The organism is Bradyrhizobium paxllaeri, from assembly GCF_001693515.2.
In the GTDB taxonomy this organism is placed as follows: domain Bacteria; phylum Pseudomonadota; class Alphaproteobacteria; order Rhizobiales; family Xanthobacteraceae; genus Bradyrhizobium; species Bradyrhizobium paxllaeri.
Genome location: NZ_CP042968.1, coordinates 963,094 through 975,770, shown reverse-complemented (window position 1 = coordinate 975,770; position 12,677 = coordinate 963,094). Strand labels below are relative to the sequence as shown.

At 64.6% G+C, this 12,677-nt stretch carries 12 protein-coding genes; 7 read left to right on the top strand and 5 right to left on the bottom strand.

The features are described from left to right. Nucleotides 1–4 precede the first annotated feature (4 nt). From LMTR21_RS04575 to LMTR21_RS04560, 4 genes are read right to left on the bottom strand one after another with little or no spacing between them, the layout of a single operon-like run. Entirely contained in the window at nt 5–916 is a 912-nt protein-coding gene (locus tag LMTR21_RS04575) for a fumarylacetoacetate hydrolase family protein (protein ID WP_065750936.1), read from the bottom strand. A gap of 10 nt (nt 917–926) precedes the next feature. Next, nucleotides 927–2,054 (bottom strand): cupin domain-containing protein, encoded by a 1,128-nt coding sequence (locus LMTR21_RS04570; RefSeq protein ID WP_065750935.1) that lies wholly within the window; start codon nt 2,052–2,054, stop codon nt 927–929. 51 nt (nt 2,055–2,105) lie between these two features. Further along, nucleotides 2,106–2,501: a RidA family protein gene (locus LMTR21_RS04565; RefSeq protein WP_065750934.1), complete on the bottom strand. Its 396-nt coding sequence runs from the start codon at nt 2,499–2,501 to the stop codon at nt 2,106–2,108. Between the two features lie 42 nt (nt 2,502–2,543). Next, nucleotides 2,544–3,719, bottom strand: coding sequence for an acyl-CoA dehydrogenase family protein (locus LMTR21_RS04560; RefSeq protein WP_065750933.1), 1,176 nt, complete (start codon nt 3,717–3,719; stop codon nt 2,544–2,546). A 280-nt stretch (nt 3,720–3,999) separates the two neighbouring features. Between LMTR21_RS04560 and LMTR21_RS04555 the strand changes: the two genes are divergently transcribed. From LMTR21_RS04555 to LMTR21_RS04525, 7 genes are read left to right on the top strand one after another with little or no spacing between them, the layout of a single operon-like run. Then, nucleotides 4,000–6,162, top strand: coding sequence for a thiamine pyrophosphate-dependent enzyme (locus tag LMTR21_RS04555; RefSeq protein WP_065751025.1), 2,163 nt, complete (start codon nt 4,000–4,002; stop codon nt 6,160–6,162). Further along, complete coding sequence (locus tag LMTR21_RS04550) at nt 6,159–7,703, top strand: indolepyruvate oxidoreductase subunit beta family protein (protein WP_065750932.1); 1,545 nt, start codon at nt 6,159–6,161, stop codon at nt 7,701–7,703. Before LMTR21_RS04555 ends, LMTR21_RS04550 begins: the two co-directional genes overlap by 4 nt. Before the next feature lie 2 nt (nt 7,704–7,705). Continuing rightward, complete coding sequence (locus tag LMTR21_RS04545) at nt 7,706–8,668, top strand: PDR/VanB family oxidoreductase (protein ID WP_065750931.1); 963 nt, start codon at nt 7,706–7,708, stop codon at nt 8,666–8,668. An 11-nt stretch (nt 8,669–8,679) separates the two neighbouring features. Then, nucleotides 8,680–9,993, top strand: coding sequence for an aromatic ring-hydroxylating dioxygenase subunit alpha (locus LMTR21_RS04540; RefSeq protein WP_065751024.1), 1,314 nt, complete (start codon nt 8,680–8,682; stop codon nt 9,991–9,993). A 1-nt stretch (nt 9,994) separates the two neighbouring features. Next, nucleotides 9,995–10,507 carry an aromatic-ring-hydroxylating dioxygenase subunit beta gene (locus LMTR21_RS04535; RefSeq protein ID WP_084030414.1) on the top strand — a complete coding sequence of 171 codons (513 nt, stop codon included), beginning with the start codon at nt 9,995–9,997 and terminating at the stop codon, nt 10,505–10,507. Between the two features lie 6 nt (nt 10,508–10,513). Then, nucleotides 10,514–11,248: an SDR family NAD(P)-dependent oxidoreductase gene (locus LMTR21_RS04530; RefSeq protein ID WP_065750930.1), complete on the top strand. Its 735-nt coding sequence runs from the start codon at nt 10,514–10,516 to the stop codon at nt 11,246–11,248. Nucleotides 11,249–11,258: 10 nt separating this feature from the next. Beyond that, nucleotides 11,259–11,786 carry a MarR family winged helix-turn-helix transcriptional regulator gene (locus tag LMTR21_RS04525; RefSeq protein ID WP_084030413.1) on the top strand — a complete coding sequence of 176 codons (528 nt, stop codon included), beginning with the start codon at nt 11,259–11,261 and terminating at the stop codon, nt 11,784–11,786. 18 nt (nt 11,787–11,804) lie between these two features. Here LMTR21_RS04525 and LMTR21_RS04520 read toward each other — a convergent pair whose 3' ends face one another. Continuing rightward, entirely contained in the window at nt 11,805–12,644 is an 840-nt protein-coding gene (locus tag LMTR21_RS04520; protein ID WP_065750929.1) for a dienelactone hydrolase family protein, read from the bottom strand. Nucleotides 12,645–12,677 lie beyond the last annotated feature (33 nt).

Below are 12,677 nucleotides of genomic sequence, written 5' to 3'. Positions count from 1 at the left end.
CCTCTCAGATCGCCACCACGGGATGACGCAGCCGGCCGATGCCGGTCACTTCGGCTTCCACAATGTCGCCCGGCCACAGCCATTCCTGAGGAGAGCGCCCGGCGCCGACACCCTCGGGCGTGCCGGTCGCGATGATGTCTCCCGGTTCCAGCGTCATCGCGGCTGAAATGTCGGCGATCAGCAGCGGCACCTTGAACAGCATGTGGCGCGTGTTGGAGCGCTGCTTCTCGACACCGTTCACCGTCAGCCAGAGATCGAGCGCGTGCGGGTCGGTGATTTCATCCGCCGTGACGATGCACGGCCCGAACGGCGCGTAGGTGTCCTGGCCCTTGGAGTAGATCCATTGGCCGGCACGACGATTGTCGCGGGCGCTGACGTCGATCATCACGCTGTAGCCGAACACGAAGCCGAGCGCGTCCGCCTCCGACACGCGCCGCGCGGTCCGCCCCATCACCACCGCAAGCTCGACTTCCCAGTCGAGCTGCTGCGTGATCGCCTTGTTGTGATGGATGGCTTCGTCCGGTCCGATGACGCTGGTCGGCGGTTTCGAGAAGATGATGGGCTGCTTCGGCAGGTCCTTCGCCGTGTCGAGGGCGCGCGACGATTCCGCGACGTGCTCGACATAATTCAGGCCGATGCCAAAAATGTTCTTGCGCGGACGCGGGATCGGCGCCAGCAGCCTGACATTCGCGAGCGGCAATGCGGCGCCGACGGGCCAGCCATCCCTGTCCTCATTCAATATCTTCTTGAGCGCCGCCAGCGCGTGCGGCCCGAGATCGATGAAATCGAGCATCGATGACGGAAGAGAAACCCCGGCATGCTGCCCGGCCTTCTCGACGTCCACGACGAGATCACCAACGACAGCGCCAAGACGAGCGGCGGCCTCAACGGTGCAGCGATAGGTAACGAGACGCACTGTTGCTCTCCTAGGATATGAGCGGCTGGCGGCCGCCATTGTCGCCAAAGGCTTCCTCGCGGTAGAGCCCGAGCGCTTGCATCACCGGCAGATCATTGAAGGTGAAGAGGCAGGCGTCCTCGCTGGCTGAGCCATTCACATGCTCATGCCAGGCCCAGGACGGCACGCAGAAGATGTCCCGCTCCTTCCAGTCGAAGCGCTTGCCGTCGATTATCGAGTGACCGCTTCCCTTCGCGACCTGATAGATGAAGCTTCCGGTGTGACGATGCGCGCGGGTGCTCTCGCCCGGCCGCAGCATCTGCATCGATGCGCCGATCGTCTGCATCACCGGTCCGCCGGTCGCGGGATTCACATAGTTCATGAGGACGCCGTCATACGGCGAACCGTCGGTGGCCTTGCCGTAGCGCTGCAGCGCCTCGTAGGTCGGGCCCCACTCATATTTGAGCAGCGGCGAATATCTCTTGGACCATTCGGCGCCGGCCGGTCGCAGGCCGGGACTGCCCCAGGTGTGCGTCATGTCGTCGACGGGATAGCCGACGCTCTGCTGCAGATCGGGATGGACGACGTAGAAGTTGGCTTCGAGCGTGTTGACCAGGGGAATGTCGAGGCCGTCCTGCCAAATGCAAGGTGTGCCGTCGCTGGAGACGCCGTGCTCGTGCCAGGTGCCGTTCGGCGTCAGCACGAAATCGTTGGCGCCGAGCGTCATCTTGTGGCCATCGACGATGGTGTAGGCGCCCTCGCCTTCCATGATGAAGCGCAGCGCAGAGGCTGAATGGGCGTGGGCGGATGCGACCTCGCCCGGATGCATGACCTGCAGGCCGGAATAGAGCCAGCCGACGGCGGCGGCGTGGTCGCGGCGGCCGGGATTGTTCAGATAGATGACGCGACGTCCGGCCTTCTCCGGCGACACCAGTTCGACGGAGCGCAACACATGCGCGCGGAGATCCTCATAGCGCCACAGCACCGGAACGGAGGATGATTTGGGCTGCCAGGGCTCGATCTTGTTCGCCACTGTCCAAAGGGCGCCTGCCTCCAGCCTTTCAAGTTCGTCGTAATAGGCGAGCAGTTCCGGCGTATCCTCGACATTGGCCCGCCCGGCCACATCTTCCCGGTGGTTCTCACGAGCTTTCGTTGCCATCTCGCCCTCCTGCGAGTTGACGCCGTTCTCGGCGCCACATTGTCAATTCATCTAATCGGGTATCATCGCAATCGCCTGTATCTCGACCTTGGCGCGATCCTCGACCAGCCCCGAAACCTGCAGCGCCGTCATGGTCGGAAAGTGACGGCCCATCACGCCGCGGTAGACCACGCCGATTTCCTTCAGGCGCGCCGAATATTCCTTGCGGTCGAGCAGGAACCACGTCATCGACACGACGTGCTCGGGTGCGGCGCCGCCGGCGCGCACGACCGCATCGACATTCCTCAGGGTCTGACCGATCTGATCCACCAGATCGTCCGACTCGAACTTGCATTGCTCGTTCCAGCCAATCTGGCCGGCGATGAAGATCATCTTGCCGCGGGCGGCGACGCCGTTCGCGTAACCGCTCGGCTTGGCCCAACCGGGCGGCTGCAAGACTTGGAACATTTCCTAACTCCCATAGCAGGACGCGACTGGACGGCCGTGCGGCTAGATCGCCTTCAGGACGTCGCGTCCGATGATCAGTTTCTGGACTTCGGTCGCGCCTTCATAGATGCGCAACGCGCGAATTTCGCGATAGAGCTGCTCGACGATCTCGCCCGAGCGCACGCCGCGGCCGCCGAACATCTGCACGGCGCGGTCGATCACCGCCTGCGCGGCTTCCGTCGCAACCATCTTGGCCATCGCCGCTTCGCGCGTCGTGGAGGCCTTCTGCACGTCGCGCCGCCAGGCTGCGCGGTAGGTGAGAAGCGCGCTGGCATCGACATCGGCGGCCATGTCGCCGAGGGTAGCCTGCGTCAATTGCTGGTCGCCCAGCACGCCACCGAACATCCGCCGCGTCCGGGCATGCGCCACGGCCTCATCGAGCGCGCGGCGGGCAAAACCCAGCGCTGCGGCGGCGACCGATGCGCGGAAAATATCGAGCGTGCGCATCGCGATCTTGAAACCTTCGCCCGGCGAACCCAATAGCCGGGCCGCCGGAATCCGGCAACCTTCGAAGCGCAGCGTCGCCAGCGGGTGCGGCGCCATCACGTCGATGCGGTCGGCAATCGAGAAGCCGGGATCGTTGGGCAGTACCACAAAGGCCGAGATGCCGCGCGCGCCCGGCGCCTCGCCGGTTCGCGCGAACAGCGTGTAAACGTCGGCGATGCCGCCGTTGGAAATCCAGGTTTTCTCGCCATCCAGGATGTAATGGTCGCCTTCGCGCCGCGCGCTGCAGCCCATGGCGGCAACGTCGGAACCGGCCTCTTTCTCCGACAGGGCAAAGGCGGCAACCCATTCGCCGCGCCGCGCCTTCGGCAGCACCAGCGCGCGCAGTTCGGGCGAGCCGGCAATCGCCACCGCACCGGTGCCGAGCCCCTGCATCGCAAAGGCGAAATCGGCGAGCCCGCTGTGCCAGGCCAGCGTTTCGCGGGCGAGACAAATCAGCCGGGAATCGATCACCGCATCGGGCTGGTCGCCCGCAACGGACGCCTCCAGCAATCCGGCGGCGCCAAGCTTGCGGACCAGCGAACGGCAGGTTCCGTCGACGTCATGGCCGTGGGTATCGCCAAGGTCGGCTGCAAATGCATCAAGCGCGGCAGCGTATTCGCTGTGACGGGAATCGAAGAATGGCCACGCGAGGTGTTCGCGCGACGGCCCGCGTAATGGCGAAACCGGAGTCATACTAGTCTCCCGCAAAGGCCGCTCTTGGCGCACGCCGCCAGGGCAGCGCGCTCCAATAATGTTTCATGGCTAAAATATCCTGTCAAGCGAGACGCTCGCCAATCCGAAGCGCGGCAGCTGTGCATGAAGCCTACGAAACAGGCTGAAAACTGCACATAAATGCGCGATCGGCGCTTTTGCGCTCTCTGAACCTGCAACCCCGATTGACATCATTTTTGTTTCATGTCTAAAATTATATTCGGTCGTCCCGGAGTTCCGGACCGAGGCCTTGGAGGCGAGCATGGCAGAACGCTCTTTCGCGCGCGAGGTCGAGGACCTCAAGCTCGGCGCCGGCCAGGAATTTCGCGGCGAAGGCATCCTTGCCATCACCAAGGCCTTGCTCGAATGCGGCGTCAGCTATGTCGCCGGCTACCAGGGCGCGCCGATCTCGCATCTGATGGACGTGTTGTCGGACGCACAGGATATCCTGTCCGACCTCGGCGTGCATTTCGAATCCAGCGCGAGCGAGGCTACCGCTGCGGCAACGCTGGCCGCCTCGGTGATGTATCCGGTCCGTGGCGCGGTCACCTTCAAGGCCCCCGTCGGCATCAATGTCGCGTCCGACGCGCTTGCCAACCTCACGTCGGGCGGCGTGACCGGCGGCGCACTCATCATCATCGGCGAGGATTACGGCGAAGGCTCCTCCATCATGCAGGAGCGTTCGCACGCCTTTGCGATGAAGTCGCAGCTCTGGCTGGTCGATCCCCGGCCCAATGTGGCCTCGATCGTCAAGGCCGTGCACGATTCCTTCGAGCTGTCGGAAGCGTCGAATACGCCCGTGATGCTGGAGGTGCGGATACGCGCCTGCCATGTTCATGGCCGCTTCGCCACCCGCGACAACGTCCGCCCCGCCTTTCCGTTGTCCCGCGCGCTGGATCAGCCGTCGCGCGACACCAACCGCATTGTGCTGCCGCCGGCCTCGTTCCTGCATGAGAAAGAGAAGATCGAGCACCGCTGGCCCGCCGCGGTCGAATTTATCCACGCGCGCGGCATGAATGAAACCTTCGACGGCGATATCGACGATATCGGCATCATCATGCAGGGCGGCATGTACAACGGCGTCATCACCGCTCTACGCGAGGCCGGGCTTGCCGACATCTGGGGCGAGACGCGGGTGCCGCTCTATGTGATGAACGTGACCTATCCGATCGTTGACCGCGAGGTGATCGACTTCTGCCGCGACAAGAAAGCCGTGCTGATGGTCGAGGAAGGCCAGCCCGAATTCATCGAACAGGCGCTGCACAAGATCCTGCGCAATGCCGACATTCCGGCCAAGCTGCACGGCAAGGACCTGTTTCCGATGGCCGGCGAATACACCGCGCAGGTGATGGGCGAGGCGATCGGCGCCTTCATCCGCCGCTGGCGCCCCGATGCCTTGTCGGATGCCGCGCGCGCACCGAACATCGACCGCACCGAGGTCGATGAGAAGATACGCGCACTCGCGACCGTCGTGCCGCCGCGGCCGCCGGGCTTCTGTACCGGCTGCCCGGAGCGGCCGATCTTTTCCGCGATGAAGCTGGTGGAAAAGGAGCTGGGTCCGCACCACGTCGCCGCCGATATCGGCTGCCATCTGTTCTCGATCCTGCCGCCGTTCAATATCGGCGCCACCACCATGGGCTACGGGCTCGGCCCGGCGTCGGCCTCCGCCTTCAATGTGCCCGCAGGCAAGCGCCCGATCTCGATGATGGGCGATGGCGGCTTCTGGCATAACGGCCTGACCAGCGGCGTCGGCAATGCCGTCTTCAACCAGCACGACGGCGTCATCGTCGTGGTCGACAATTACTATTCCGCCGCAACCGGCGGCCAGGATATCCCCTCCTCGCGCGCGGACAATCGTTCGCGTTCGACCAAGCATCCCATCGTCGAGGCGGTGAAGGGCGTCGGCGCCAAATGGGTGCGCCAGATCGACCGCACCTACGACGTCTCGCGCATGCGCGACACGCTGCGCGAGGCGCTGACGACGGAGGAAAAGGGACCGAAGATCATCGTCGCCTCGTCGGAGTGCATGCTGAACAAGCAGCGGCGCGTGAAGCCGCTGGTGGCGGCCGCCGCCAAACGCGGCGAGCGCATCGTGCGCGAACGCTTCGGTGTCGACGAGGACGTCTGTTCCGGCGACCACGCCTGCATCCGCCTGTCCGGCTGCCCGTCGCTGTCGGTGAAGCCGACCAGCGATCCGCTGAAGGACAATCCGGTCGCCGCCGTCGACAATAGTTGCGTCGGCTGCGGCCATTGCGGCGAGGTCGCGGACGCGGCCGTACTGTGCCCCTCCTTCTACCGTGCCGATGTCGTTTCCAACCCGACCGCATTCGAAGCCCGGCTCGACCGTATCTGGCAGCGGATGATCGGCGCATTGCAGCGCTGGCGGGCGGGGCGACGGGTCATGTTCGAGCAGGAGGCGGCATGAACGTCTCTGTAGCGCCCTCCTCCGTCGGACTCAGCCAGGCACGGCCCATTACCGTCGCGGTGCTGGCGATGGGCGGCCAGGGCGGTGGCGTGCTGGTCGACTGGATCGTGGCGCTCGCCGAGCGGCGCGGCTGGTTCGCGCAGTCGACATCCGTGCCCGGCGTCGCCCAGCGCACCGGCGCCACGATCTATTACATCGAGATGATCGCGCCTGACGCGAACAAGCCGGAGCGTCACCCCGTGCTGTCGCTGATGCCGGCACCCGGCAAGGTCGACATCGTGATCGGCGCCGAATTGATGGAGGCCGGCCGCGCCATCCTGCGGGGGCTGGTGTCGCCCGATCGCACGCTGCTGATCGGCTCCTCGCATCGCTCGTTGGCGGTGATCGAGAAGACCGCGCCGGGCGACGGCACCGCCGATGCGTCGCAGGTCTACGAGGCCGCGAACGTTGCGGCCAACCGCTTCATCGCGTTCGACATGGCCGAGATTGCCGAGGCCACCGGCAGCGTGGTCTCCTCGGTGCTGTTCGGCGCGCTCGCGGGCTCGGGCGCCCTGCCCTTTGCCACCGAGGATTTCGAAGAAACGATCCGGGCTGCCGGTGTCGGAGTCGATGCCAGCCTGCGCGCCTTCACCGCCGGCCGCAAGCGCGCCGTCGCCACGCTCAAGCAGGATCCGAAGATCAAGCCGGCAGCGAAGCCGCCACTCGCCAAGCGCTTTCCGAGTCTCGAACCGATTGGCCATGCCGATTACGACGCGCTGGTCGCACGGGCGCGGCAGTTGCCGCCGGAGGTGCATGGTATCGTCGCCGCCGGCCTGCAACGCGTCGTCGACTATCAGGACGTCGCCTATGGCGGCGAATATCTCGCCCGGCTGGAGGCGATGCCGCGCGAGGCCACCGGGTTGATGCAGGCCTTCGCCAAATATCTCGCGGTCGCGATGGCCTATGACGACGTCATCCGCGTCGCGGACCTCAAGACGCGCGCGGGGCGGTTCGACCGGGTGCGCCGCGAGGTGCGGGCCGGCGATAACCAGGTTCTCGCCATCACCGAGTTCTTCCATCCGCGGATCGAGGAAATGGCGGGGCTGCTGCCGCCGCGTCTCGGCGAAAGGGTCGAGCGCAGCGAACGGCTCGCGCGGCTGATCGATCGCGGACGCAAACTGCGCACGACCTCGCCGTTGGCGTTCCTGATGCTGTACGGCGTCGCCGGCCTGCGCCGCTTTCGCCGCCGTACGCTGCGGCATGTCCGGGAGATGCGTCATCTCGATCAATGGGCGCAGCGTGTCAGGAAGTTCGCCGCGACTGACATCGCGCTTGCAATCGCCGTGTGCGAGGCCCGCCGTCTCGTCGGCGGCTATTCGGACACGCATTCGCGCGGCGAATCGAAATTCGACAAGGTCATGCTGGCGTCCGAACGCCTGGCCGGCCGGCCCGACGCTGCCGAATGGGTGCAACGGCTGATCAAGGTCGCGCTGAAGGACGCCGACGGCGCCGAGCTCGACGGCGCGCTGCGGACCGTCGAGACACTGTTTGAGGACGCCTGAGGATGGATCAATTCGAAGTCGTGGTGTCGAAGGCCGAGGCGCTCACGCCGCGCATCCGTGAATTCGTGCTGGCGCGCGCCAATGGCGCGCCGATGCCGGGCTGGGCCGCCGGCGCCCATATCGACATCCACCTGCCTGATGTCGGCCGGCGCTCCTATTCGCTGATCGAGACCGCATCGCCCCGCGCGACCGAACATCCGACCGCCTATCGCATCGCCGTGCTGCAGGAAAGCAAGAGCCACGGCGGCTCCACCTTCATGCACGGCCTCAAGGTCGGCGACCGCCTGACGATTTCGCCGCCGGCGAACAATTTTCCGCTTCATGCGAGCGTCGGCGAGGTCGTACTAGTCGCGGGCGGCATCGGCGTGACGCCGCTGCTCACCATGGCCTGCGAACTAAGTGCGGCGAAACGGCCGTTCTCGTTCTATTACGCCGGCCGCAGCCGCAGCGAACTCGCCTTTCTCGGCGAGATCGAGCGGCTGACCGGCGCGAGCGCGATCATCCATGCCGACGAGGAAGCCGGCGGCTTCTTCGATCTCGAAGGCCTGATGAACCGGCTCGCGCCCGAGGTGCCGCTCTATCTCTGCGGCCCGCTGCCGATGATCGAAGCCGCCATCGCACTGGCGAAACGGATGAACTGGCCGCAGGGACGACTGCATTTCGAAATCTTCAGCGCGCCGGAAGAAAAATCCGGCGACGCCAGTTTCGAGGTCGAGCTCAAGAGCAGCGGCCGCGTCTACGAAATTCCAGCCGGCAAGACCATCCTCGACGTGCTGCTCCAGGCCGGCGAAGACCCGATCCATGACTGCAAGCGCGGCGATTGCGGCATCTGCCAGACCACTGTCATCGAGGGCATCCCCGATCATCGCGACTACATCCTGAGCGACAGCGAGAAAGCGTCGAACAAGGTGATGCAGATCTGTATTTCGCGCGCGAAGACCAAGCGACTCGTGCTCGACCTGTGAAGGAGGAACGCATGACCCGATACGCCGGCAATGCCGCGGCGCTCCGCGCCCTGGTCCGCGACCAGGAGGTTCACCGCGACGTCTATGTCAGCGAGGAGGTGTTCCAGCTCGAGATGGAGCACATGTTCCCGAACAGCTGGGTCTATGTCGGCCACGACAGCCAGGTCCCCAACGCGGGCGACTATTACGGCACCACGATCGGCACGCAACCGATCCTGCTGGTTCGCCACACCGACGGCACGGTGAAGGTGCTGCACAACCGCTGCCCCCACAAGGGCACGCGCATCACCTCCGAGACCTGCGGCAACACCGGAAAATTCTTCCGCTGCCCCTATCATGCCTGGAGCTTCAAGACCGACGGCTCGCTGCTCGCGATCCCCCTGAAGAAGGGCTACGAGAACACCGGATTCGAGCAGAGCCACGCCGCAACCGGAATGGCGCCGGTGCGCCATATCAGAAACTATCGCGGCTTCGTGTTCGCCAAGATCAACGATGGCGGCCTCGATTTCGAGGAGTTCTTCGGCGAAAGCCTGTCGAGCTTCGACAACATGATCGACCGTTCGCCGGTCGGCCAGCTCAAGGTCGCCGGCGGCGTCCTGCGCTACATGCACAATTGCAATTGGAAGATGCTGGTCGAGAACCAGACCGACACCTGCCATCCGATGGTGGCGCACGAATCCTCCGCCGGCACCGTGGTCGAAGTCTGGAAGAAGGCGCCGCCCGGCACCAAGAAGCCGATGGCCGTCGAGATCATCGCGCCCTTCATGAGCCCGTACGAGTTCTTCGAGAACATGGGCATCCGGATCTGGGACAACGGCCACGGCCACACCGGCGTGCACCACTCGATCCATTCCGACTATTCGGCAATACCGGGCTATTTCGAGAAGATGACGGCGGCCTATGGCGAGGAACGCGCCAAGGCGATCCTCGGCGAAAACCGGCACAACACCGTCTATTTCCCCAACATCATGATCAAGGGGCCGATCCAGTTGCTGCGGCATTTCAAGCCGATCGCGGCCAACAAGACGCTGGTCGAATCCTGGACCTTCCAGCTCGTCGATGCGCCGGACATGCTGCTGGAGCGCACGCTGATGTACAACCGGCTGATCAATGCGCCGACCTCCATTGTCGGCCATGACGATCTCGAAATGTACGAACGCGCGCAGGAGGGCCTGCATTCGAATGCCAATGAGTGGGTCAACCTCCAGCGCCTCTACAGTCCCGATGAAGCCGGTCAGACGAATGTGGCGGTCAACGGCACCAGCGAGTGGCCGATGCGCCACCAGTTCCGGGCCTGGACCAAATTCATGACGATGGGGATGTGACATGACCATGGTCGCTGAAGCTCCCCTGAAGAATGCAGTGCCAACCGACCAGGAATTGATCGACTTCGTGGTTCGCGAGGCGCGACTGATCGATCAGCAGCGTTTCGACGAATGGCTCGATCTCTACGCCGACGACGCCTTCTACTGGATGCCGCTGGAATGGAATCAGACCGACCCGCGGCTGACCTGCTCGCTGATGTACGAGGACAAGCTGCTGCTCTCGATCCGGGTCGAGCGGCTCAAGGGCGCGCGCACCTTCAGCCAGAAGCCGAAGAGCCGCTGCCATCACGTGCTGCAGACGCCGCAGGTGGATTCACGCGACGCTGCCGCCAACAGCTACGTCACCTGGACCCCGATGCACTATGTCGAGACCCGCCTGGAGGAGCAGACGCTCTATGCCGCCTGGGCCACGCATCATCTCAGCGTCGAGAACGGCAAGCTGAAGATCAAGCTCAAGCGCGTCGACCTGATCAATTGCGATGCTGCCTTCGGCAACATCCAGCTCTTCATGTGAGGTGAGATGCCCGCGCTCCCCTACACGGCAATCGTCAGCGGCGGCAATACCGGCATTGGTGCTGCGATCGCCCGCGGCTTCCTCGCCGACGGCTACGACGTGATCTCGCTGTCACGGCGCAAACCCGACTGGAGCCACCCCCAATTCATGTCGTACGAAGTCGATTTGCTCGATGCGGCGGCGACGCGGCAGGTGGCGTCGGAAATCGCGGCGAAGGCTGCGATCACCCATGTCGTACATAATGCTGGCGCGATCCGCGCGAAGCTGCTGGAAGAGGTTGTTGACGAGGATGTCGGCGCATTGGCGCAACTGCATTTCGGGACAGGGATTGCGCTGGTGCAGGCGGCGCTGCCGAGCATGAAGCTGGCCCGCTTCGGCCGCATTGTGCTGCTGTCCTCCCGCGCCGCACTGGGAGCCACCACACGCACTGTCTATTCGGCGACCAAGGCAGGCATCATCGGCATGGCGCGGACCTGGGCGCTGGAGCTTGCTCCATACGGCATCACCGTCAACGTCGTGGCCCCCGGCCCGATTGCGGACACCGAGATGTTCGAAAGCGTGATGTCGCCGGACTCCGAGCGCGCAAAAAAGCTCGCGCAATCTATCCCGGTCGGCCGTCTCGGCGAGTCCGGCGACGTCGCGCGTGCCGTCAGTTTCTTCAGTTCACCGGATGCCAACTTCATCACCGGACAAACCCTTTATGTCTGCGGCGGAGCCAGCATCGGATCGATTTCCATCTGAGATCACAACCATGGATGCCACAGTCAAACGAAAGGCCCGGTCCGCGAAGGGCGCGCGCGTTCAGCCCTTGCGGCCGGTCGAGCCGGCGCACGAATCCGACGGCGCGCATCTCGAACTGCGCATCTGGCTGCGGCTGCTGTCCTGCGCTACCCGGATCGAGAAGGCGCTGAACGCGCGGCTGCGCAAGGAGTTCAACACCACGCTGGCCCGCTTCGACCTGCTCGCGCAGCTCACACGCAAGCCCGAAGGCGCGACCATGTCGGAGGTCTCCGAACTCCTGATGGTTTCGAACGGCGCCATCACCGCACTGGTGCAGAAGCTGGAAGCCGACGGCTTGATCCATCGCGAGGTCGATTCCGAGGACCGCCGTACCTTCCGTTTGCGCCTGTCGCAGGAAGGCGCCAGGGAATTCGGCCGGATGGCGCGCCGGCACGAGGAATGGGTGATTGCCCTGATCGGCGAGCTGTCGCCCGTCGCGCAATCGGACCTGCTGCAACATCTGACCTTGCTGAAGCGCCGCCTCGACAAGCACACCTGATTGATCCCGCACTCGAACCTATGATTTGCGCTCGCCTCGCGGCGTTGCGAGCCTATGCCTGAAGAACGCCAGGATCTCGTCACGCGCGGCGATGGTCGGCTGGCCGGCCTCGTCGATCAGATGCGCGGTGACGACACTGTGCGGCGTCGTCACGTGGCGCGCGAAGAACGGCGCCAGATCGGTATTCGCCGCGCTGTCCGGAAGCACCCGGCCGATAAAGCGGTCACCGAGCGCTTCTGTGTAGGCCGCGAAGCGCTGCGCCATGCAGAACTTGTCGCCCTCGAAGCGATAGGCCATGACTGTCAGATCTTCCCGTTCGAGCCGCTCGCGCACCGCCCTGACTTCGTCGGGCGCGATTTCAATGCCGGCCGGATCGTTCATCGGCAGCGACGGCTGCGAGAGCACCGGCGCCAGCATCGACGGCTCAAGCATCATGGTCAGCGCAAAATTTCCGGTAAAACACATCCCGATGGCGCCGACGCCGGGACCGCCGCACGCGCCATGCGCAAACCGCGCCAGCGACCGCAGCCACTTCGTCACCGGGCTGGATTGGTTGGAGGACAGAGCGCGAAACTCGGCGCTCACACAGGCGCGCTGAAAGACCGCGGCGCCCTCCTCCGCACCCGGAACGGCGCCGTCGCGGCCGAACAGCGACGGCATGTAGACGGTAAAGCCGGCATCGCGAACCCAGCGGGCAAACCGCGCGACGTGCGGGCTGATGCCCGGCATCTCCGTCATCACGATGACGGCAGGTCCCGTGCCGGCGACATAGACGGCCTTGGTGACATCGTCGAGCGCGATGTCGCGGCGCGTGAAATCCTCGAGCGGATCGTCCTGCTTCATGGACCGTTTCGGCATCGGCGCAATTCCCTGATCGGTAGTCTGGCGGAC